We start from the raw sequence: 23,741 nt of genomic DNA, 5'->3' as shown, positions 1-23,741 counted from the left end.
AATATTTGGTAGCTTTGCAACTGGTAGAGGGATTTTACATGTTGACTAATAGCACTATTCTTATCACCGGCGGTACAGGTTCATTTGGCAATACTTTTTTACCAATGACCTTAGAGAAATATAATCCTAAAAAAATTATCATCTTTTCACGTGATGAGATGAAGCAGTGGGATATGGCGAAAAAATTCGTCGGTGATGATAGGGTGCGTTTCTTCATCGGCAATGTCCGTGATAAAGAGCGCTTATATCGTGCATTAGACGGCGTTGATTATGTTGTCCATGCTGCCGCTACCAAAATTGTGCCTACCGCCGAATACAATCCCTTTGAATGTGTAAAAACCAATATCAATGGTGCAATGAACCTAATTGATGCCTGTATTGATAAAGGGGTTAAAGGTGTGGTTGCGCTATCTACTGATAAAGCTAGTAGCCCGATTAACCTTTATGGTGCTACTAAGCTTGCTTCCGATAAATTGTTCGTAGCGGGTAACGCTTATTCTGGAGAGCATGGCACTAAGTTTTCAGTGGTACGTTATGGTAATGTCATGGGTTCTAGGGGCTCTGTGATTCCTTTTTTCATGTCTATTAAAGATAAAGGTGTGCTACCGATTACAGACGAGCGTATGACCCGCTTTATGATTTCATTAGAAGATGGCGTTAAGTTAGTTTGGCATGCATTCGAAGATATGATCGGTGGCGAGATTTACGTCAAAAAAATACCTTCTATGAGGATGACAGATTTAGCCCGAGTAGTTGCACCAGAAGCCAAGCAAGAGATTATAGGCATTCGTCCCGGTGAGAAACTGCATGAACAAATGATCAGTAGTGAAGATGCTCACTATACCTATGAGTATCCTGAGCATTTCAAAATTTTGCCGCTGATACATAACTGGGCAGCATGTCCAAAACGAATCAAAGATGGCAAAAAAGTACCTAAAGGTTTCGTGTATGCCAGTGACAGTAATTCCGAGTGGATGACTGATATCGATTTACAAAATTGGCTGGAGATAAACTACGAAAAAATAGGGAGTATATAAATGATCCCCTATGGCCGCCAAGACATTAATCAGCAAGATATTAATGCTGTTATTGAGGTGCTTAAATCAGATTTTTTGACCCAAGGCCCTCAAGTTCCTGCATTTGAACAGTCCATTATAGATGCTTGTGATGCCAAGTATGCTGTTGCTGTTAATAGTGCAACATCGGCATTACATATCGCTTGTTTGGCTTTACGGTTAAGCAATGACGATTGGCTTTGGACAACACCAAATACTTTTGTTGCTTCAGCAAATTGCGCTCTGTATTGCGGTGCCAAAGTTGATTTTGTTGATATCGATCCTCGCACTTATAATCTCTGCGCGAAACAATTAGAGAAAAAGCTTATTGCAGCACAAAAGGTAGGAAAGCTACCCAAAATAGTGATCCCTGTGCATTTCAGTGGTCAGTCATGTGATATGCAAGCGATCCATGATCTGGCTAAAAAGTATGGTTTCAAAATTATTGAAGATGCCTCACATGCAATTGGCGGTCAGTATAAGGGTGAACCTATTGGTAATAGCCGCTATAGCGACATCACCGTATTTAGTTTTCACCCTGTAAAAATAGTGACGACCGCCGAAGGTGGCATGGCTGTTACCAACAACGCTAAGTTAGCAGAACAGTTAAATCTGTTACGCAGTCATGGTATCACTCGTGATGAAGAATTAATGACTAAAGCTGCAGATGGCCCTTGGTATTATCAGCAGATTGAACTTGGCTATAATTACCGAATGACAGAGTTGCAAGCTGCTCTTGGGCTATCACAAATGCAACGGTTAGAAGAGTTTGTTATCAAGCGTAACGAGCTAGCGTCTCGCTATGACAATCTACTTCACGATCTACCAATCATCTTACCGTGGCAGCATCCCGACAGTTATTCAGCTAGGCATTTATACGTCATTCGTCTGCAATTAGAACAAATTAATACCACCCATCTTGATGTATTTAACGCGCTGAGGGCGGCAGGAATTCAAGCCAATTTGCATTATATCCCTGTACATATGCAGCCCTATTATCAAATGATGGGGTTTGCGTCTGGTCAATTCCCTGAAGCGGAAAAGTATTATAAAGAAGCAATCAGTATCCCCCTGTTCTCAGCGATGACTGAAGGGCAACAAGACACTGTATGCTCGACGCTGAGAACCATATTGAGTAAAGAGTCATGAGTATCCTAGCGCACAGTCACAAGCTTGCGCTAGGAACGGCGCAATTCGGACTGAAATATGGGCTAGCTAATGCTGCAAACAAAGTACCACGTGACATGGTTGAGCAGTTACTTAAAGTAGCCAGCGCATTTAACATAACAATGCTCGATACCGCTATTGCTTATGGTGATAGCGAACAAGTCTTAGGTTTGTATAACCTTGCGAAGTTTGAGGTAGTAAGTAAGTTACCGGCAGTGCCATCCAATTGTCTAAACATAGAAGAATGGGTGCTAGAACAAACAATGTCTTCATTAAAGCGTTTAAAAACTGACAAATTAAACGACTTGTTATTACATAGACCAGCCCAGTTGCTAGGGACAAACGGAGAGAAAATATATAAGTCGATATTAAAACTCAAAGAGCAGGGCATGGTGGACCAGATTGGCGTTTCTGTTTATGGTCCTGATGAATTATCCGAGCTAATCAAAAGATTCGATTTTGATGTAATCCAAGCACCTATGAATATATTTGATAGGCGTATGGAGAGTACAGGAATGCTTAAACAGCTAAAAAAAGCAGGCGTAGTGATTCATATTAGATCGGCTTTCTTACAAGGTCTTTTATTGATGCCAAGTGAAAAGATTCCAGTATATTTTGCTCCATGGGCACCATTAATTAAACAGTACCATCAGTGGTTAAATCAACAAAGCCTCTCTCCTTTGCAGGCCTGCCTAAGCTATCTTAACCAACATAATGATATCGATAAAATTATAGTCGGAGTAGATAATATTTGGCAGCTGAAACAAATAATTGCTGCAATTGATACTCCCATTACTGATATTCCTGACTTCTTACAATCAGTAGATGAAGGTTTGATTAATCCGTCGAGGTGGCAGCGATGACTTTAAAATTGGGAGTAATTGGCTCATCTGAAGGTAATGGGCATCCTTATTCATGGAGCGCTATCTTTAATGGTTATGATTCAGTGGAAATGGAAAAATGTGGCTATCCTGTTATACCACGTTATTTAGAGCAGCAACAATGGCCTGCGAGTCAAATAAAAGAGGCAAGAGTTACTGCTATTTGGACGCAAGATATAGCACATTCTCGGCACATTGCTAAAGCTGCAAAAATCGAGCACGTTGTGACTTGTTACACAGATATGATTGGGCAAGTAGATGCCGTTCTGTTGGCCCGTGATGATGCCTATCATCATTTGCAGTATGCCGAACCATTCTTACGTCAAGGCATCCCTATTTATATAGACAAACCCATCGCACTATCCATTAATGATTTAGATAGGTTATATGCATTAGAACAATATTCAGGTCAGATTTTTACCTGCTCAGCGCTCAGATATAGTAAGCAGTTGACATTGAGTGAAATGGATAAGCAAAAACTGGGAAGCATTAAACAGATAGCAGCGTTTACCCCTAAATCATGGTCTAAATATGCTGTTCATATTATTGAGCCTGTGCTAAACATGCTCTCTGAGGGTGACGAGATAGTCGAAATGACTGCTCCTGCTTCTGATAGAAGTGATGGCTCGGGTAGCCTAATGGTTTACTGGGGAAGTGGTATACAGACCAATTTTTTTGCGCTTGGTAATGGACAGTCTCCAATCTCGATTAGAGTATTTGGTACGGATAGTTGGATGGATTTTACATTTACAGATTCATTCTCAGCTTTTAAAACGGCTTTGCAGACTTTTATATACGGCATACAAGAAAAAAAGGTAATGTCAGACAAAGCGTTTAATACAAGGGTCGTTCAGTTGCTTGAAAGAGGTTGCCAATGATAGAGACAATCTTGATTACTGGTGGTACAGGTAAATTCGGCAGGCAATTTGTCAAGCACTTTGCAACTAAGGGCTGGCAGGTGTTATTTACGACGACCTCTCAAGACAATGCCGATAAGTTAATGAGAAAGGTAGGCAATGATTATCGTTTGATTCCGCTAATAGTCGATTTCACTAAGCCGCAAGCAGTACAGGACATCATTAAGCAAATTCAAGACTTTGGTTATACCGTTAATCACTTGATAAACAATGCGCGTAGTTTGGATTTTTTGAAGACAGACTCATTAGGTCAGACAAGCCGTGAAGATTTTTTAGCAGAGTATTTGATGGATGTCGTCGTACCCTATGAGCTATCAATAGGGCTGTTCAATACTCAGCCAAACGAGCTAAGGACAATCACTAATATAGGCTCTCAGTACGGTGTCGTCGCTGCCAACCCTACTTTATATGAGGATTATCCAAGACAATCGCCTATTCAATACAGTGTTGCCAAAGCAGCATTGATACATTTAACAAAGGAGTTGGCTGTACGTTTTTCTGATTTCGATATAAGGGTTAATTGTATTGCCTATGGCGGTGTCAGCGGTCGCGTCGATGATAGCTTTGAAGCCAGATATGCGAAACTTACGCCAAGTGGTCGTATGCTATCCGAGTCTGATCTCATAGGGCCTCTAGATTTTCTAGTTTCAGAAAACTGTAAAGCAATCAATGGTCAAACCATTCAGGCGGATGGTGGGTGGACATTATGGTAAACCGTAGAATTGCCATTATTCCTGCTCGCGGTGGTTCGAAGCGAATCCCGAAAAAAAACATAACCGATTTTAATGGTCTGCCGATGATTGTATGGACGATTAAAGCTGCGGAAGAATCTAAATTGTTTGATCGAATCTTGGTGTCTACCGACGATTCAACGATAGCTGAGGTGGCTATGAGGGCTGGTGCTGAAGTACCTTTTCTGCGTACTGATTGCGCTGATGATTACTCCACAGTAAGCCAGGCTACAACATTTGCTTTACAGCAGGCTATGGAGTATTGGAACGAAGAATATGATGTGGTGGTCCAATTGATGGCTAACTGTCCATTGCGTACTAGTGAAGACATTAAAACCTTGGTGTCGGTATTTGAAACAGAGGATCGTACCGCTCAGATCAGTTGCTTTGAATATGGGTGGATGAATCCATGGTGGGCGGCAACGATTAATGATGAGGGCAGACCTACACAGCTTTTCTCTGAAACATTGACTCAGCGCTCGCAAGACTTACCTAAGCTTTATTGTCCAACCGGAGCTATTTGGATATCTACAGTGAAAGCGCTGTTGGCTCACCAGACGTTCTATTCACCGGATTACACGTTTGAGCCAATATCATTAAAAAGTGCAATGGATATAGACAATTATGAGGATTTAAAGATTGCAAATGCATTATTACTAGCCAGTGATTACTCGCTATGAAAGCAAAAGAGTGCAAGATTGTCTTTCGTTGTGATGCTTCTATTCAGATAGGATCTGGTCATGTGATGCGTTGCTTGACTTTAGCTGATGAGCTATCTAGGCAAGGAGCTGAGAGTTTTTTTATATGCCGTCAGCATGATGGAAGTTTGATTGAGGTTTTACAACAGCGTGGGTATCAAGTGTATACGCTCCCTTTAGAGCATGACTTATGTATTGAGTCAGAAAGTAAGGCTACACTTGTTCACGCTGATTGGCTGGCTAGTACACAACACAGAGATGCGGAATTAAGTATCTCGATAGTAAAAGCGATACAACCTGATTGGTTAATCGTTGATCATTATGCGCTAGATGAGAGTTGGGAAAAAAGACTGCAACCATATTGTACCAAGCTAATGGTTATCGATGATTTGGCAGATCGAAAGCATGATTGTGACATTTTACTTAATCAAAACTTTGGGCGTGAGCCTCATGACTATGCAGCCTATGTTAATGAAGGTTGTGAATTGCTATGTGGATCTGACTATGCGTTACTCAGGCCTGAATTTGCAGAGTGGCGAAGCTACAGCTTAGAGCGGCGTCAGCATAATAAATTGGCAAGTATTTTGATTAATTTAGGTGGGGTTGATAAGGATAATATTACAACCAAAATCCTGAAAAGACTGCAAACGAAATCTCTACCTGATCACTGTTCAATTACCATCGTTATGGGCGCAACATCACCATGGATTGAAGCCGTAAAACAACAAGCCGCAATAATGCAGTGGCGTACGGTAGTAAAGGTAGGGGTAGATAATATGGCTGAGATAATGGCCAATAGTGATTTGGCTATCGGCGCCGCAGGGTCAACATCATGGGAGAGATGCTGTTTGGGGCTGCCAACTATTATGCTGGTTCTAGCGGATAACCAACAGGTTATTGCTAACGTGTTGGAGGATGTAGGAGCCGCATTGACCTTTAATGTAAATAAGCTAGAAGCTGAACCATTAGCACTTGAACAATGTATAGCTTCAGCCGTACCTAAAATGAGAGCAATGAGTAGGGTAGCCAGCACGGTTACTGATGGAGTAGGAACAACACGGTTATCTAAAGTTTTACTCCGATAGCTCTAGAGGAAACGCTATGAAAATCAGCTTCTTATGTAGTAATCCTAGACACCCTGTCAATGACTATCTATATGCATGGATAAAAAAGAACAATAGTAAACATGAGATAGAGCTAGTGCGTCGGAAAAAGGATCTGTCTGGAGGTGACATATTATTTCTCGTTTCCTGTACAGAGATTATAAGTAGTCAAGAGCGCAAGGCTTATATTAGCTGCTTGGTACTGCATGCCAGTGACTTACCAAGAGGTAGAGGCTGGAGCCCTCATATATGGAGCATTATAGAAGGTAAGGAGGAGATAGCTCTGACACTGCTAGAGGCTAATGATGAGGTAGATAGCGGCAAAATATGGAAAAAATTAAATTTTCAAGTACCCAAACATGCCCTATGGGATGAGATTAATGCTCAGTTATTTGAAAAAGAGATTGAGTTGATAGGTTTTGCGGTTAGTAACTTTAATAGTGTCTTACCTAAGCCACAAGATCCAAATATAAAACCGACGTATTATCCAAGGCGGACACCAGATGATAGTGCAATTGATCCCTCTAAAAGTATTGAGAGTCAGTTTGATAAAATTCGAGTCTGTGATCCTGATCGATTTCCTGCGCATATAGATATGTATGGAGAGAGATATAAGATTATTTTGGAGAAGGTAAATGACAAATAATATTCATATTGATGGTCGCATCATAGGTCGTAATCAAGCCCCTTATATCATTGCTGAGATGTCGGCAAACCATAATGGCCAACTTGATATAGCTCTGCGTATTATAGAAGAGGCTAAACGCGCCGGTGCTGACGCCATTAAAATGCAAACGTACAGGCCTGATACGATTACTTTAAAGTCAGACTTGCCGGATTTTCAAATTTCAGATGGTTTATGGGCTGGACGTACTTTATATGATTTGTACGAGTGGGCTCATACCCCTTGGGACTGGCATAAGCCACTGTTCGATTATGCTCGTCAGTTAGGTATTACGATATTTAGCTCCCCTTTTGACAGCACCGCTGTAGATCTACTCGAGGATCTAGGAGCACCTGCATACAAAATAGCTTCTTTTGAAGCAGTTGACTTAGCATTGATTAAGTACGTTGCTAGCACTGGCAAGCCGATGATTATATCTACTGGTATGGCCAGTGCTGAGGAGATAGAAGAAGCGATAGATGCTGCACGTGTAGGCGGCTGTAAGGAGCTTGCTATTTTGCACTGTGTCAGTGGTTACCCAGCGCCTGCTGCCGATTATAACCTGCGTACTATTGCAGATATGATAGAGCGGTTTGGGCTAGTGACAGGCTTATCTGATCACACTCTTGATAATACCACAGCAATCACAAGTGTCGCCCTTGGAGCCTCTATCATCGAAAAGCATTTCACCCTTGATCGTAATGGTGGCGGACCTGATGACAGTTTTTCATTAGAGCCTGCAGATTTGGCCGCCTTGTGCCGTGATACCAAAACAGCTTGGCAGGCGCTGGGGCAGGTAGATTACAACCGAAAAGCCAGCGAAAAAACCAACACTAAGTTTCGACGCTCATTGTACTTTATACAAGATATGAAGGAAGGCGATACCATCACTGAAGATTCTGTACGCAGTGTGCGTCCTGGATTTGGTTTAGCGCCAAAATATCTGCATGAAGTGATAGGTAAAAAGGTAACACGGAACGTAAATGCCAGCACTGCTCTTACTAGGGATACTGTAGAAGGATTGTTTGAATAGATTGTAAGAATATAGGTAGGACGATCGAACGATTAAATATATTGGAGTATATAAGATGAATGTGTTTATCGTAAGAACTAGACTACAGTCTTTAATTGTTGAAAAAATAATAAATGTAGAGGATATAAGTAAATATATCTTAGTATTTTGTTATCTTGATAATAAATATGAAGATGATTCTGAATATTATACTACTTATAAAAGGATTAGGAAGAATGCATTTTTTACTATAAATGTATTTTGCAGTAGTAAAATTTCGGTCAATTTTACAAAGTTTTTTTTGACACAGTTAATGGCATCTATAACTAACGGTAAAGTGTTTTTAGCGGTAATTGATAGCTATCCTTTCGCGCTTTCAAATAGATTTTTTCCTAGTTTGGAAGTTAATACATTCGATGATGGTTCATATAATGTGATTCAGTCTTCAAAGTATTTTGATGAGACAGCTCTCGCTAGAAAAGGAATTAAAGGATTTATTTCTAAAATGGTTTTCCCTAGTGGAGGAGCTAAGTATTTAAGAGGTAGAACCAAGCGTCATTACACCGTTTTCCCTAATTTAGATAATATCGTAGAAAAAGATAGGGTAGTCAATCTTGATTGGGATTGGAGTGAACTGTTAGATAGCAGGGATTTAGATAAATTGTTGATGAACACTAATACTATTTTGTTAGGAACCGCTTTTCAAGATTTCAGTATTAGGCAGCAAATAAAGCTTAAAAAAAATATAATGAAAATCATTGATGATGTTGGGTTGTATATCATGCATCCGCGGGAAGAGAGTTGGTTTGAAAATAAAAAAGCAGTTAAATTGCATAGTCCTGCAGAAGCAGTATTAAAGCATATACAGAGTACTAATAATAACGAATTAACCGTATACCATATTGACACAACCGTTTCTTATTCCTTAAAAGGTAATGAGCATATCAGATTTATTGACTTGCTTTCTGAAGTTTGATTAATGGCATTAAAAAAGTAGTTTTTTATAAGCTATTTTAATAAGTAAGACTATACGAGTTATAGAAAGTATTTCTATGAATACGAAGGAAAATATATAACATTTTTTGTTAGACAATAATCTGCTTAAAAAAGGCTAAATAATAATGAAAAAAATTGCGTTTTTTTTACCAGATCTTCGGTGTGGCGGAGCAGAAAAGGTAGCTCTTTTGCTAGCTAACGAGTTTATCAAACAAGGTTTTAAAGTTGATATGGTCTTGAGTAAAGCTCAGGGAGAATTCTTATTAGAGCTAAACAGCCAAATTCGAATCGTAGACTTGAAAGCAGATCGCATACGTTATGTGTTTAAGCCCTTATTAAAATATTTTAAAAGTGAAAAGCCGGATGTGGTATTAGCATCGATGTGGCCTTTGACTTTATTGGCAGTTGTTGCATTCAAGTCAGCGAAACTATCTGGCTCGGTTTTAGTCTCAGATCATACCACCTTTTCTCAAGCTCCTTTGATGAAAAAAAGATCAACGCGCTGGTTTTTTAAATATAGTTTAAGTTTGGTTTATCCTTTTGCTGACGCGATAGTTGCCGTATCTGATGGTGTAGCTGACGATTTGTGCGGACTAGGTGGGCTAAGACGTAAAAGTATTACAGTTATATCTAATCCTGTAGAAATCAATACAGATCTTTGCCTAAAAGAGGAAGGCTTTAGGAATTGGAAAAATTATAAAGGCAAAAAAATAATCGCTGTTGGCGCTTTGAAAAAGGAAAAAGATTACCCATCGCTGCTAGAAGCATTTTCCCATCTTCTTAAAAAAGAAGATGCTTACCTAACGATATTGGGGCAGGGAGATTTATTAGCTGATTTAGAAGCTTTAGCTATAAATTTAGATATAGCTGAACGAGTTGACTTTGCAGGCTTTAGTAGAAGACCTTCTGCATGGATAGCCTCATCTGACTTGTTAGTACTTTCATCTAACTGCGAAGGATTTGGTAATGTATTGATTGAAGCAATGAGTGTGGGTACCCCAGTTGTTTCTACCGACTGCAAGTCAGGGCCAAAAGAAATTCTTGAAAATGGAAAGTATGGAATATTAGTACCAGTTGGTGACGTTAGCGCTTTAGCTAAAGCTATGTGTAAATCTATTAATAATACACATGATAAAAATGCTTTAAAGAGTCGTGCGGCTGATTTTTCAGTGGATAAAATTGCGAAGCAATATATCGAGGCTTTTAAATAATGTGTGGATTATTAGGGGTTGTTGATTATAAAAAGAATATAAATACGAGTTTATTTACGGAGATGTTAAATAGCTTGAAACACCGTGGCCCAGACGATGAGGGTTTAGATGTTTTTTCTTTAGACTCGTGCTCTATATTTCTAGGACATAGAAGGCTTTCGATAATAGACATCAGTTCTAATGGTCACCAGCCTATGCTCTATGAACACCTAGCTATTATATACAATGGAGAGGTTTACAATTTCAAGCATATACGACAAGAACTAATATTAAATGGTTACTCATTTGACTCCAATACTGACACTGAAGTGATTTTAAAATCATATCATTTATGGGGAATACATTGCGTACATAAGTTTAGAGGTATGTTTGCATTTGCGATTTACGATTCTGAACAAAAAGATATTGTAATTTTTCGGGATCGTGTAGGTGTAAAACCTTTGTATTATTCCTTAACAGATGATGCATTCAAGTTTTCAAGTGAATTGAAACCTCTTATGAATTATCCTGATTTCAATAAAGACATAGATTTCGAAGCTGTATCTTCTTATCTTCAGTTTGGCTATATTCAAGCTCCAAAAACAATATTTAAAAATGTACAAAAGCTTCTTCCTGGACATTATTTAAAATATGATATTGTTTCAAAGTATTTGGTAAAAGAGTGCTACTGGAGTATTGATGATTTCTATGAGAATCAAATTGCGGCAGAGAATGTTGTAGATGATCTAGAGTCTACTATAACAGAAGCCTTTAACTTACGAATGATAGCAGATGTTCCTGTAGGTATTTTTCTTAGTGGTGGAATAGACAGCTCTTTAGTAGCAGCTATTGTCCAAAAAAATAGCAAGATACCTATAAATACTTTTACTATTGGTTTTGAAGATAAAAGCTTCGATGAATCTAATTATGCTAAAGATATTGCAGGGTATTTAGGTACAAATCATACCGAACTTATTTGTAAGAAAGAAGATGCTTTAGAAATTATAATGAAGTTACCAAAGATATTCGATGAGCCGTTTGCAGATATCTCGGCTATACCAACTGTCTTGGTTTCTGAGCTTGCAAAAAAACAGGTGTCGGTCGTACTTTCTGGCGATGGTGGTGATGAATTATTTTGTGGATACCCAAGCTACATGCTTATGGAAAAAAGGTTTAAACTTCTATCTAGAGTTCCATTTAGAAAAACATTAAGAAAAATATCTAATATATTTCCCGTTCCTATTTTTATACAAAATAAATTTGATGGAAAATTGTACAGTAGAGTTATAAAATTTAAAAATATGCTAGATCATGATGATATCGTGAATACTTTCAAAGTTGCAAATTCTGTATTTTCAAAAGATGAGATTAAGGGCTTAATAAGAGAAGGTTATTTTTTCTCTAAAGATATACCTGCTACTACATCGAACTTAGAAAAAATGATGATTTCAGATTTTAAGGGTTATTTGCCTGATGACTTAATGGTTAAAATAGATAGGTCGACAATGAGTGCGTCTTTAGAAGGACGAGAACCCTTACTTGACCATAAGATAATTGAATTTGCTGCAAGCTTACCAGTTTCTTATAAAGAAAATAAAGATATATTAAAAATTATTCTAGGTCGTTATATTCCTGAAGAGCTATTTCTTAGGAAGAAACAAGGTTTTGGTATACCATTAAATGATTGGCTCCGAGAAGATCTTAAGTATCTTATAGACCAATACTTAGGTGAAGAGTTAATAAAAAAATATAGTATCTTTGACTATGGTTACATATCAAAATTATTAGAAGCATTTTATGCGAAAAAAAACGATGATAACAAGGTTTGGGTCTTACTAATATTCCAAATGTGGTTTTCAGAAAACATAGATTCCAATAAATTTAGTAGATAGATTTTGTATTAGGTAATAATTACTAATATATATGGCTGTTCTATTTTCATATAATTATTGCATTGCTCCAATTTAATTATAAAAAACTAGTGTTTTGAAGTTGTATTTAATAATTATAGATTTTTTAAAGACAAAGGATCGTGATGTTATGGGAGATAGATTGTTTAAAAAAATAATATTTTCTATATTAGCAAAACAGACAAGGTTGGAATCTAGAAAAAAAATTTTGGTTAAAGATAACATAGTAACAGTTCTTAACTTGCATAGAGTGTCACCCGATACAGGTAGTGCTTATAAAGCAATAAGCCCATGGCTTTTTGATGAGCTAATTAGTTATCTAAAGAAAGAGTTTCATATTTGTTTGTTTGGGGATTTTGAAAAAATAAAAACGAAAAAACCTAAATTAATCTTATCATTTGACGATGGTTATAAAGATTTTATAAATTATGCAGTGCCTATACTGGAAAAGTATGATGTTCGAGTCAATCAAAATGTAATCCCTTATTGTATCGAAACAGGCTTGCCCCCTGTAAATGTTTTGATACAGGATTTTATTGGGAAGGCACCTACTGAACTTCTAAAAAAAATACCTTTGGAAATAGACGTCAATAATATTGATCGATATAAGCTAGGTACAAAAGCATCTTTTCTTATTAAATACCTTCCTGAAGCTGAATTTATACCTTGCAGGGCTGAGTTACTAAAATTTCTACTAAACTATCCAGAGTTCCTTTGTGCTTCAGTAATGACTAAAAAAGATATCATGCAGATATCTCCAATACATGAAATTGGCGCTCACTCCTTTGAACATTTATCGATGGAAAGCCAGGACGAAGAATATTTTTTGAATGATCTAAAAAAATGTAAAGAATATTTTTTAGAAAGCCTGCAACTTGATTGCGATATTTATTGTTTCCCAAATGGCAGTGCCACAGCTGAGCAGATAGTCCTCGCTAAAGAATACGGTTTCCGGAGTGTTTTATTGGTAGGTGATAAGTATAGTGATGCTACTAGCGGTGTTTTTAATAGATTTACATTTGATGTCAGTAGTATGGAAGAGGCAAAGTACAAATCATTTGGTAGAAGAGCTCTATTAATATAGAAATTATGTTGAAGCTATAGTTTTTTTATAAATTTATTATAAGAGAAAGGTTTTAGTGTAATTTTATCGTTATGTGTTTATTACCATAATATAGCTAGCTTTACATACCTCTAAAATATGACGGAGTATCTATGAGTAACTCAGTATTGTTTATCTCTTATGATGGCTTGCTAGATCCTTTAGGTGGTAGCCAAATACTACCGTATTTACATAGTATTCGTCAGCACCCTCGTCCTTTACATATTTTAAGCTATGAAAAACCTGCACGTTTTAAGGCAGGCGGTGAGTTATTAAAAGCAGAATTGGCTAGTTCTGGCATAGGATGGACACCTTTGTCTTTCACGACACGTTTCGGTAGGTTAGGCAAGCTTTGGGATTTGTCTCGCATGTATGAAGTTGCTTTATATTTGCAGTTTAAACATCGTTTTGGCGTGATCCATTGTCGTAGCTATCAAGCCATGCAGGTTGGAGCATTACTGCGTAAGCTTACCGGAGTAAAGGTCTTGTTTGATATGCGCGGCCTCTGGGTTGACGAGAGAGTAGATGGCGATATTTGGAAGCTAGACAACAGTATTGATGCTTCAATATTTAAGTTGTATAAGCGTGTAGAGGGTAGTCTTCTTTTGAGCGCCAGTCATATTGTGGCTCTTACAGAACGAGTAGTACCTGAACTATACAAGCTGTCACCAGATATGTCTGCTCCCATTTCAGTGATTCCTTGCTGTGCAGACTTTGAGCATTTTATCCTACCTACTGCTAAGCAGCGTATGGCTACTCGTAAGGAGCTAGGATTACCTGAAAATGCTTTTGTACTCTCATACTTAGGTTCTTTGGGAACTTGGTATATGTTAGAAGAAATGCTACAACTGTTCGGCCAAGCAGCTACTGAGCGAAAAGATGTACACTTTTTATTGATTACTAAGGATTGGCGAGAGGAACATGAGGCATTAATAATTGCGCTTGGCTTGTCACATTTGCGTACGCGCATACATGTGCATGAAGCCAAACGTGACCAAGTGCCTTCTTATATAGGTTGCTCTGATTTAATGCTTAGTTTCATTAAGCCTGCTTATTCAAAAATAGCAAGCTCACCTACTAAAATAGCCGAAGCGCTTGCGGTAGGTTTGCCTGTCGTTAGTAATGCTGGAATTGGTGACATAGATGATATGACGGCTAGGCTAAAAGCAGGTGCAGTTATAGATTTAGATAAGCCTGACAGTCTATCTGATATCGTATCCTCACTTGATAGTCTTAAGAAGATGGGAGGGCCCAATCTACGCGCGCGAGCTAAATCCGAATTAGACCTCCATGTTGCAGAATTAAGTTATAAAAAAATTTACGAGCAGCTGGAACAGACACTATGAACAATAATTCAAACGCCACCTTATTTATAACAGATGTTTGTGGCACATTGGTCTATGACGATACAACGTTATGCCTGCTCAGAGTACATTTTTCTCAGCAGCCTGAACGTCAATGGCGTTTGCCAATGCTTCGTGCTTTGACCGCACATCTTAGTCCGTTTCGGTTAGGAATCGCAGTGATTGAACGTCTCACTGGTAAACATGTTTTAAAGCACTTACTTGTTAGAATGCTGAAAGACGATACAGTCAGCTCTCTCGAATTAAATGCAGAAGTTTATGCACAATGGTTATTGGATAATAGAAAAGTCCCTGCTGTTTGGAATGTCGTTACACCTGCGATAAAAGACAAACACATAATATTGGCTTCTGCCAGTTTACAACCTATCGTTTCGGCATTGGCAAAGCAGTTGGGTGTAAGATTTGTTGCTAGTGAGCTTGAGAGTAAAGACGGTGTTTTAACAGGCCGTTATAAACGTGACTTAACTGGATTAAAGTCACGAGCTTTAAGTAATCTTATTGGTATCGACTTGATTGACAGCTCATACGATGCCATCAGTGATAATTTGACAGATAGAGAGTTGCTAAGTGGTGCAAGGAGAGCTTATGTGGTTTTGCATAAAGCGTCCCATAAGGAGCGCTGGGCAGGATTAACTGCTACTTATATAAGGCTAAGCTGATGAATATCATATATATATTGCCATTTAGTTACTTCTATAATACGCGTCTGCGTAATGGAAGTTGGGTTTTTCATGCGCTATTTGAGTGGCTAAGTGCAGCAATACTTGTGATGGCTCTGGGTAGTGTCCCACCGTTTCAAGCTTTGATACAGGCTATCTTAGTATACTTTGCATTTATCAGTTTGTATGAGATCGGCTATCTTGTAAATGACTTATTCGCGGCACGTAAAGAGAAAGATGGTCGTCGACGCGGTCCTCAAAATGCACCTACTATGTGGGTTCTTACGTGGATTGCTTTTCGAATAATGGCTTTTATAGTATTAACTATTCTACTAAATATGCAAGAGGTATGGGCATGGTGGAGTTTCTTTTTAGCCTTGTTTATCGTATTCGCTCTTCATAATATCTTTGTTGATCGTGAGTTCAAGGCGGCAACCTTTCTTTGGTTGGCTTGGTTTCGATTTATGGCACCAGTCATATTTGTGGTAGAAGATCGTTATAGGATGGGTATCGCCCTAGCAGCAAGTATCAGTTACGCGGCTTTCCGTCTTTTTGGTTATCTTGATAGTAAAGGGTTGCTAAAAATGCCGGGTCGTCAAAGAATTCGTTTTAGACTGGTATTTTTTTTAATGCCTTTGACTGGGGTTTTAGCATTAGCTCCTTACGATGAAGCTCGTGGTTTTGTTCTGCTTTGTGCTGTTTATTCTATTATCGCGTTAGCAGCTGCCGGTAGCAGTTGGTTACGTCACGGTCATCTAGACTAAGGAGTGTTTAATGTGTGGTATTGTTGGTTTCCGCCAAAACTCATCAAGTAATATAGGCATGCGTGCTTGTATCACGCAGATGAAAGATACTCTTTATCATAGAGGTCCAGATGCTGGCGATAGCTGGCTGGATGAAACTATGGGATTGGCGCTTGGTCATCGGCGTTTAGCCATTTTAGAGCTATCCCCTGCAGGCGCACAGCCTATGCATTCTAATTGTGGACGATATGTGGTTGTATTTAATGGTGAGATATATAACCATCTGCAACTACGTCAACAGCTTAATCAAGAAGGCTTCTTACTCGAATGGAAAGGTCATTCAGATACCGAGACTATGCTCGCTTGTTTCGTAGCTTGGGGTATAGAGAAAACACTACAAGCTATGGTAGGTATGTTTGTCATTGCTCTATGGGACAAGCAAACAAAACTACTGACTTTAGCAAAGGATAGGATGGGTGAAAAACCTTTATATTGGGGTTGGCAAGACGATACTTTATTCTTTAGTTCTGAATTAAAAGCTTTGAAAGCGCACCCGACATTTAAAGCAGACATCGATCGTGATTCAATCACGTTACTGTTGCGTCACAACTGCATCCCTGCTCCTTATAGTATTTATCAAGGTATTAAAAAGTTACGACCTGGTTATTGGTTACAGTTGCCTTTAGCAGAATTGAAAACAGCTAAAATAGCGGTACCCAAGGCCTACTGGAGTTTTAATACTGTAGTTGAAACAGGGCTAGAGAATCCTTTTACTGGCAGTCCAGAGCAAGCAGTTGATATTTTAGAATCAGCACTTGTAGAGACTATTGGCAGTCAAATGCAATCAGATGTTCCACTTGGTGCCTTTTTAAGCGGTGGTATAGATAGCAGTACGGTTGTTGCCTTAATGCAGGCGCAACGCGAGCGGCCAATTAAGACTTTTACTATTGGTTTTGAGGATGAAGGATATAACGAAGCAACGCATGCAAAAGCTGTGGCTAAGCACATTGGTACTGAACATACTGAGCTTTATATAACCCCTAAAGATGCTTTAGCAGTGATACCGAAATTATCATCTATATACTGTGAGCCATTTTCAGATAGCTCACAAATCCCGACCTTTTTAGTCAGTCAGTTAGCAAGTGAGCATGTGACGGTTGCCTTAAGTGGTGACGGGGGTGATGAACTATTTGGGGGCTACAATCGCTACCTCATGGCTCAGCAAGTTTGGAATAAAAATCGTAAACTGCCTAGACCAATGAGAAGATTGGCGTCGACGACGCTGACTGCTTTCGCACCTAAGAGCTGGGATGCTATGTTCACAACACTTAATCCTATTCTCCCTAAAAGATTACGATTGAGTGCTCCTGGTGATAAGGCTCACAAGCTAGCAGGTGTGCTAAATATTGATAGTGAACAGGACTTTTATCAATCATTGACCAGTCATTGGCAGCAGCCTGAGAAGTTAGTCATAGGTGCAAAAGAACCTAGTACTTTGATAAGTGACATAAATTGTTGGCCGAAAACAGATAGCTTTCAACATGCAATGATGGCTATGGACGCACAGACTTATATGACTGATGATATTTTGGTAAAGGTTGATCGCGCTGCTATGGCTAATAGCTTAGAGACGCGAGTGCCGATGCTAGATCATCGTATTGTTGAATTAGCCTGGAAAATGCCATTAGATTACAAAATACGGAATGGGGAAGGCAAGTGGTTGCTGAAGCAGGTGCTATTTCGTCATGTCCCTCATCAATTGATTGAACGACCTAAAATGGGGTTTAGCCTACCTTTACACGATTGGTTACGTGGTTCATTACGGGATTGGGCTGAAGCATTATTAGATGAGAAACTATTACTACAGCAAGGTTATTTTTATCCCGCACCCATACGTATGATGTGGACAGAGCATCTGAGTGGTAAATATAATCATCAAGATCAACTATGGAATATACTAATGTTCCAAGCTTGGCTTGAGACCCAGTGATTTATATGGATAGCAAAATTATATTTATATTTTTGAATATATGTAATTATTGTACTACAATCAGCAAGACACCTTTTAAAACGTAGTCGTACAAAGCCAGTAGGTTAAATTAGAATAATGCCCCAATATGCTAATCACAACAGTCCCTCGATAGTAGTTAAAACAGATATGTCATTTTAATTTTTTATTAAAAATATAGAGACAAACTGATGTCAGACCCAAGTTGGATTTACACGTATGGATTCTTAGGCATCAGGCTTTTTGACTTGCCTAGTTTGCTAATATGCTTGTTGCTCATTGTTACTGTCGGATACAAATTTAAGGTTCCTTCCAATTATCAAGTAGTTCTTGCTTTACACTGTTTGCTTCCTTTTGTTCTAAATGACGTATTGTTTAGTACTTCATATATGGGTGATCAGTTTAGGTACTGGGAGGGAGTGAATGCGATAAGATCTGGAGAACTGGGTTTGATTGAAGCATTCACAGGTGGTGATAATGTCTTTCAAGCCAGTGCCATGCTTGCACTGTTACCATTTCCATCTCCAGTTTCTCCTATTAGTCTAGGATTCTATAATACTTTTCTCTATATCGTTTTGTTCTTCGTTTTGTATGTCAAAAACATTTTTACAAAAGTATCAATATGGTTTTATCTGTTGTTTCCAAGCATGGCTCTATACACAGCGCTAAGCTTGCGAGAAACTCTCATTCTATTTTTTATGGTGTTAACTGTTGTCTATGCCCGTGAGTCTAAGATTCTTAAAAGCATTTTATTTATTATTCCTTTATATCTAATTAAATTCCAGAACTTTTTTATTTTAGGTCCTATTGTTCTAATGTATTTTATTTTTAATGTGTCCAAAAAGGGTATGGGGTTAGCAAAAGCAGTAATTATAAGCCTGATTAGCCTAGCTGGATTGCTTCTTTCTGCTCCGATAGCGATCCCTCAAATTAATCATTTTAGGGCGGCTATGTTTGTAGAAGATGGAGGAAAAGCTGACGAAATCATGCTTATTTCTGGAGCAGGAGAGTTTGTCATTGAAGGTTTGACCTCAGGTCTTTACTTTTTGTCTAAACCATTTATATGGGAAGCGAGCGGCCTCTTACCTTTGATTCAGTCATTTGAAAATTTATTTGTACTTACTATTTTATTTCTGATAACACGTAAAGCTTGGATGAAAAGTCCTGACAAGCTTGCTTTTTGGTTGTTATTTATGGCTTTATCCATGTCTGTATATGGCTTAGTTGTATTTAACTATGGAACAGCTGTTCGTTATAGATATCCATTCTTTATGATATATGTACTGTTCGTATGTGCTGACTGTGAAATTCGTACATTATTCCCTAATAAAGGACTTCCAAGTGAAAACCCACTTCCTAAAATCAATCAGTAAAAATTCTTAACCACCTCTCTCAAAGGTATAAATATAAATTATTTATGTCTTTCTATTGTAATTAGTATGAAAACTACCTATAGTATATTTATATATGTGAATATATAAATATATTTTGAGTCGAATGTTAGTTTGCAGTATTAATAATGATATTCATAGCTATTCTCTTTATACGATTTAAATAATTAAGCTGAAACATTATGCCTAAGAGAAAAAGTTTTCTAATATTTGCTAACTATTTGCCTCATGTATTGAATTTTAGAGGCAAGCTTTTGGAGTCCATTGCTCAATTAGGATATGAGATACATGTCATTTCTCCTGATTTAGAGAAATACACTGCAGACCATAATGAGCTTATAGGTCGTGGATATCATGTCCATCAGATTGCTATGCAAAGGACCGGAACCAACCCAGTTAAAGATATAAAAACTTTTTTTCATAGTTATCAGATATTAAATAGAATTAAACCAGAATATATACTTTCTTACACTGTAAAGCCTGTAGTGTATGGAACATTAGCAGCATGGCTGGCAAAAGTACCTTATCGGTTTGTGTTGATATCAGGACTAGGTTATACCTTTCAGCAAGTAGAGGAAACTGACAAGCGTAGTATCTTTCAAAAATTTGTACATGCGCTTTACCAACAAGCATTAGCAAAGTCTTCTAAGGTGTTTTTTCAAAATAATGATGACTTAAATTTATTGAAAAAACTAAGTATAGTTCAGTCAATCACTCCAACAGTAGTGGTGAACGGCTCAGGAGTGGATTTAAATGACTTCAATGTATTTCCATTACCTAGGAATGACTCAGGTAGCATAAAGCCCTCCTTTTTGTTGATTGCTAGACTGCTCAAAGATAAAGGAATAGTAGAATATGTCGAAGCATCCAAACAGATAAAGAGAGAATATACTGATGCCGAATTTCATCTAGTAGGCTCGATAGATGAAAACCCAGCAGCCATTGAGCAAGCACAGTTAGATCAATGGATAGCAGATGGCGACATCATATATTGGGGTCAGCTTACAGATGTTCGTCCTGCTATAGCGGCCAGTTCAGTCTATGTATTGCCGTCCTATCGCGAAGGCACATCGCGCTCTGTGTTAGAGGCCATGTCAATGGGACGAGCTATTATTACGACGGATGCTCCAGGGTGTAGGGAGCCGGTGACCAATGGTATAAATGGTTATCTAGTTCCTGTCCAAGCCGTTGATGAGTTAATAGATGCCATGCGCCAGTTCATAGAGCATCCCAATCTTTATGAGCAAATGGGATCGGCCTCTAGAGGTATTGCGGTAGATAAGTATGACGTTAAAAAAGTAAACGCTCATATGATAGTGGAGATGGGTTTAGGTTAGATTTTTATATTGAAATATATCTCTTAGTCATCGCTTCAGGAAACACAAAGTCTAATAGTTTTTATCTTGGAAGCTACTTTATCCTATATATTCGTTTTTAAGAGTATATGTATTTAATATTTATTATATAAGAAATGCATTGTGGGTCTGGGTACATAGTGAACTGCTCTACATAGGAGGTTTTAAAATGCTTAAGAGGGTATTCGACGTGAGTATTGCTCTAATGGCCTTAATTTTAATGTTGCCTATTTATATTCTGGTGGTATACAAAGTTAGGAAGAATTTTGGAGCACCTGTGTTATTTCGTCAAGCTCGGTCTGGTCTTGATGGTAAAACGTTTGAGATTATTAAATTTCGGACAATGAGCGATGATAAAGATTCTGAAGGGAATCTCTTGCCTGATGAGTATCGTCTTACAGAGTTTGGTAAGCAGCTTCGAGCGAGTAGTTTCGATGAATTACCTCAACTATGGAATGTGCTTAAAGGTGAAATGAGTATAGTGGGCCCGCGTCCTCAGCTTATAGAGTACTTACCATTATATAGTGAAGAGCAGTTTAAGAGGCACTTAGTTAAACCAGGAATCACTGGTCATGCCCAGATCAATGGTCGTAATAGCATCAGTTGGGAAAAACGCTTTGAGCTTGATATTTGGTACGTTGATAATCAATCGATGTGGTTAGATATTCAAATATTATTCAAAACAGTGAGGCTGGTTATTAAAAAGCAAGGTATTTGTGCAGAGGGAGAAGCTACGATGAGTCGATTTACTGGTAATAAGCAACGAAGATATAAAGTTATAAACGCTAATTTTAGAAGAAGTCTGCTAAGATGTCGACGTCTTAATAGGCGTTTTTCAGAGCGCGATACCGATATGTAGTTTGATATTAAAAAATAAGGTAATCATTCTAACCATAAGACACTTATCAAATAGAATTAAGCTGTATGATTTATTTTCTGTATTGGCGTAAAGCCGCCATTACCCATATTAGAGTGCTAGGATTTTTTAGCCCAAACAGGTACAATATCAGTCTCAATCAACGGTCAAAAAGAATTGACCGAACATAAGACAGGCATGCAACAATACTGCAGGCGCTGTCTTTACTTTTTTATCGTACCCTCTATTGGAGTTACTATGTCAATTGCGTCTATTACGTCAACTGCCCAAGGATCTGCTACCGTTTTGGACGGTAAAGCACTTGCTAAACAAATAGAACAGCAACTGAGTACGCGTGTAGACGCGATTAAAGCTAAGACAGGACGTACACCAAGCTTAGCGACAATATTGGTAGGCGATGATCCTGCTTCTGCAACTTATGTACGTATGAAAGGCAATGCTTGTAAGCGTGTTGGTATGGATTCTATACGGGTTGAGATGCCAAGTGTGACAACCACTGAAGAGCTTATGGCGAAAATAGACGAGCTCAATAACAATCCAGACGTCCATGGTATCTTGCTACAGCATCCTGTTCCTGAGCATATCGATGAGCGCGCTTGCTTTGAGCAGATTGACTTGGCAAAAGACGTCGATGGGGTGACCTGTCTTGGTTTTGGTCGTATGGCGATGCAGCAGTCCGCTTATGGCTCGTGTACCCCTCAAGGTATCATGCATTTATTAGAGCATAATAATATCGAGCTTGCTGGTAAAGAAGCAGTGGTCGTAGGTCGTAGTGCTATACTAGGTAAGCCAATGGCGATGATGCTGTTAAATGCTAATTGTACGGTAACGGTTTGCCATTCAAGAACACAAGATTTAGAATCTCATATTAAGCGTGCTGATATCGTAGTTGGGGCAGTGGGCGTACCTGAGCTGATCAAAGCCGATTGGATTAAAGCAGGCGCAGTAGTCATCGATGCAGGTTTCCACCCAACTGACAATGGCGGCGTCGGTGATATCGAGTTGCAAGGCATCGAAAGTATTGCTAGTGCTTATACGCCTGTCCCAGGTGGTGTTGGCCCTATGACCATTAATACGCTTATTCGCCAAACCGTTGATGCTGCTGAAAAATCTGCTGGTTTAGACAACAGTGCAGTCAGCTAATGCAGCCGCTGTCGGAGCAAGAACCAGAACAGCAATCGGAACAGAAAAATAGTAAAGTCCATCGAGCACAACAAACCAATACCGCTCATGCATCAAAGCCAAAGATGGAAATACATGAGCGTATGCAACATATTGGCCGTGAGTTTGTCGATATTTGCCACTATATTATTTTATTTTTAATCAGTGTGGTGGTGGTTTGGACAGCGGGCAAAGAGTTCTTTGTTATTTTTCAAAAAGGCTCAGCAGATTTAAAAGACATTTTACTGCTGTTTATTTATCTAGAGCTGCTGGCGATGATTGGAATTTATTTTAAAACCCATCGTCTGCCAGTACAGTTTTTGATATTTATTGCGATTACCGCTTTATCACGACATCTGGTGGTCGATGTGCAAGCGGTATCGGATGACTTTCATCTGTGGTTGCTAGCAACGATTTCCTTTGCCATTATGGTGCTGAGTGCCTCAATCGTTATACTGACGTGGACGGCGAAGATGTTTGGTCGACCAGAAGATTATTTGGATGATCATCAAGTGACCAGTACCGAGCATCATCTGCCGAGCGTTGATAGCACCCATTATCGTAAATAAGGTCTTTTGATAAATATTTTTCATAAAGGGATTGAGGGTTATTGATGAATTATTAATAATGATTGATAGCTGTTAATAAAAAAGGGTTGCCAATGAACTGACCCCCAAATGTTGGACGGTTTAGTTTATAACAAGGACTGAGTTCTGTATTGCACAGGACTCAGTCCTTTTAATTTAAGTTGAATACG

General features: G+C 38.6%; 23 protein-coding genes. 22 read left to right on the top strand and 1 reads right to left on the bottom strand.

Annotation, left to right across the window (positions count from 1 at the left end; all coding sequences use genetic code 11):
• The first annotated feature begins 38 nt into the window (after positions 1 to 38).
• The 22 genes from pseB to FHS24_RS11105 all read left to right on the top strand — a co-directional run bounded on the left by pseB (position 39) and on the right by FHS24_RS11105 (position 23,553).
• A complete protein-coding gene (gene pseB / locus FHS24_RS11210; RefSeq protein ID WP_183621210.1) occupies positions 39 to 1,037 on the top strand; it encodes a UDP-N-acetylglucosamine 4,6-dehydratase (inverting) in 999 nt (332 codons plus the stop codon).
• Positions 1,038 to 2,204: a UDP-4-amino-4,6-dideoxy-N-acetyl-beta-L-altrosamine transaminase gene (gene pseC / locus FHS24_RS11205; RefSeq protein WP_183621209.1), complete on the top strand. Its 1,167-nt coding sequence runs from the start codon at positions 1,038 to 1,040 to the stop codon at positions 2,202 to 2,204.
• Entirely contained in the window at positions 2,201 to 3,085 is an 885-nt protein-coding gene (locus FHS24_RS11200; protein ID WP_183621208.1) for an aldo/keto reductase, read from the top strand. The genes pseC and FHS24_RS11200 overlap by 4 nt, the downstream gene beginning before the upstream one ends.
• Positions 3,082 to 3,981, top strand: a complete 900-nt coding sequence (locus FHS24_RS11195; RefSeq protein WP_183621207.1) for a Gfo/Idh/MocA family oxidoreductase — start codon at positions 3,082 to 3,084, stop codon at positions 3,979 to 3,981. Before FHS24_RS11200 ends, FHS24_RS11195 begins: the two co-directional genes overlap by 4 nt.
• The gene (locus FHS24_RS11190; RefSeq protein ID WP_183621206.1) at positions 3,978 to 4,733 is read left to right on the top strand and encodes an SDR family oxidoreductase; all 756 of its coding nucleotides are present in this window, start codon (positions 3,978 to 3,980) and stop codon (positions 4,731 to 4,733) included. Before FHS24_RS11195 ends, FHS24_RS11190 begins: the two co-directional genes overlap by 4 nt.
• The gene (locus FHS24_RS11185; RefSeq protein WP_201599053.1) at positions 4,727 to 5,431 is read left to right on the top strand and encodes an acylneuraminate cytidylyltransferase family protein; all 705 of its coding nucleotides are present in this window, start codon (positions 4,727 to 4,729) and stop codon (positions 5,429 to 5,431) included. The genes FHS24_RS11190 and FHS24_RS11185 overlap by 7 nt, the downstream gene beginning before the upstream one ends.
• Positions 5,428 to 6,534, top strand: coding sequence for a UDP-2,4-diacetamido-2,4,6-trideoxy-beta-L-altropyranose hydrolase (gene pseG, locus FHS24_RS11180; RefSeq protein ID WP_183621204.1), 1,107 nt, complete (start codon positions 5,428 to 5,430; stop codon positions 6,532 to 6,534). Before FHS24_RS11185 ends, pseG begins: the two co-directional genes overlap by 4 nt.
• A 16-nt stretch (positions 6,535 to 6,550) precedes the next feature.
• The gene (locus tag FHS24_RS11175) at positions 6,551 to 7,198 is read left to right on the top strand and encodes a formyltransferase family protein (RefSeq protein WP_183621203.1); all 648 of its coding nucleotides are present in this window, start codon (positions 6,551 to 6,553) and stop codon (positions 7,196 to 7,198) included.
• Positions 7,188 to 8,249, top strand: a complete 1,062-nt coding sequence (gene pseI / locus FHS24_RS11170; protein ID WP_183621202.1) for a pseudaminic acid synthase — start codon at positions 7,188 to 7,190, stop codon at positions 8,247 to 8,249. Before FHS24_RS11175 ends, pseI begins: the two co-directional genes overlap by 11 nt.
• Positions 8,250 to 8,304: 55 nt before the next feature.
• On the top strand, positions 8,305 to 9,204 hold the full coding sequence (locus FHS24_RS11165) for a glycosyltransferase family 52 (protein ID WP_183621201.1): 900 nt from the start codon (positions 8,305 to 8,307) through the stop codon (positions 9,202 to 9,204).
• Between the two features lie 145 nt (positions 9,205 to 9,349).
• A complete protein-coding gene (locus tag FHS24_RS11160; RefSeq protein WP_183621200.1) occupies positions 9,350 to 10,435 on the top strand; it encodes a glycosyltransferase in 1,086 nt (361 codons plus the stop codon).
• Positions 10,435 to 12,306: an asparagine synthase (glutamine-hydrolyzing) gene (gene asnB / locus FHS24_RS11155; RefSeq protein WP_183621199.1), complete on the top strand. Its 1,872-nt coding sequence runs from the start codon at positions 10,435 to 10,437 to the stop codon at positions 12,304 to 12,306. The genes FHS24_RS11160 and asnB (FHS24_RS11155) overlap by 1 nt, the downstream gene beginning before the upstream one ends.
• Before the next feature lie 148 nt (positions 12,307 to 12,454).
• Positions 12,455 to 13,408, top strand: a complete 954-nt coding sequence (locus FHS24_RS11150; RefSeq protein ID WP_183621198.1) for a polysaccharide deacetylase family protein — start codon at positions 12,455 to 12,457, stop codon at positions 13,406 to 13,408.
• A 131-nt stretch (positions 13,409 to 13,539) separates the two neighbouring features.
• Positions 13,540 to 14,772, top strand: a complete 1,233-nt coding sequence (locus FHS24_RS11145; protein ID WP_183621197.1) for a glycosyltransferase — start codon at positions 13,540 to 13,542, stop codon at positions 14,770 to 14,772.
• Positions 14,769 to 15,449: a haloacid dehalogenase-like hydrolase gene (locus FHS24_RS11140; protein ID WP_183621196.1), complete on the top strand. Its 681-nt coding sequence runs from the start codon at positions 14,769 to 14,771 to the stop codon at positions 15,447 to 15,449. The genes FHS24_RS11145 and FHS24_RS11140 overlap by 4 nt, the downstream gene beginning before the upstream one ends.
• A complete protein-coding gene (locus FHS24_RS11135; protein ID WP_183621195.1) occupies positions 15,449 to 16,213 on the top strand; it encodes a hypothetical protein in 765 nt (254 codons plus the stop codon). Before FHS24_RS11140 ends, FHS24_RS11135 begins: the two co-directional genes overlap by 1 nt.
• A 10-nt stretch (positions 16,214 to 16,223) precedes the next feature.
• Positions 16,224 to 18,182, top strand: coding sequence for an asparagine synthase (glutamine-hydrolyzing) (gene asnB, locus FHS24_RS11130; protein WP_183621194.1), 1,959 nt, complete (start codon positions 16,224 to 16,226; stop codon positions 18,180 to 18,182).
• A gap of 209 nt (positions 18,183 to 18,391) precedes the next feature.
• Entirely contained in the window at positions 18,392 to 19,573 is a 1,182-nt protein-coding gene (locus FHS24_RS11125) for a hypothetical protein (RefSeq protein WP_183621193.1), read from the top strand.
• Between the two features lie 200 nt (positions 19,574 to 19,773).
• Positions 19,774 to 20,928 carry a glycosyltransferase family 4 protein gene (locus FHS24_RS11120; protein ID WP_183621192.1) on the top strand — a complete coding sequence of 385 codons (1,155 nt, stop codon included), beginning with the start codon at positions 19,774 to 19,776 and terminating at the stop codon, positions 20,926 to 20,928.
• A gap of 187 nt (positions 20,929 to 21,115) precedes the next feature.
• A complete protein-coding gene (locus FHS24_RS11115; protein WP_183621191.1) occupies positions 21,116 to 21,805 on the top strand; it encodes a sugar transferase in 690 nt (229 codons plus the stop codon).
• A gap of 255 nt (positions 21,806 to 22,060) precedes the next feature.
• Entirely contained in the window at positions 22,061 to 22,966 is a 906-nt protein-coding gene (gene folD / locus FHS24_RS11110; RefSeq protein ID WP_183621190.1) for a bifunctional methylenetetrahydrofolate dehydrogenase/methenyltetrahydrofolate cyclohydrolase FolD, read from the top strand.
• Positions 22,967 to 23,070: 104 nt separating this feature from the next.
• Positions 23,071 to 23,553: a phosphate-starvation-inducible protein PsiE gene (locus FHS24_RS11105; RefSeq protein WP_183621258.1), complete on the top strand. Its 483-nt coding sequence runs from the start codon at positions 23,071 to 23,073 to the stop codon at positions 23,551 to 23,553.
• A gap of 125 nt (positions 23,554 to 23,678) precedes the next feature.
• On the opposite strand, the gene FHS24_RS12670 is transcribed toward FHS24_RS11105, so the two are convergent.
• Positions 23,679 to 23,741 (bottom strand): IS3 family transposase (locus tag FHS24_RS12670; protein WP_221185040.1); only part of this gene is annotated, 63 nt, incomplete at its 5' end.

Origin of the sequence: Psychrobacter luti (assembly GCF_014192115.1) — a bacterium.
GTDB classification, from domain to species: Bacteria; Pseudomonadota; Gammaproteobacteria; order Pseudomonadales; family Moraxellaceae; genus Psychrobacter; species Psychrobacter luti.
Note: the sequence above shows the minus strand (reverse complement) of the source record. Positions and strands in the feature narration are given on the sequence as shown.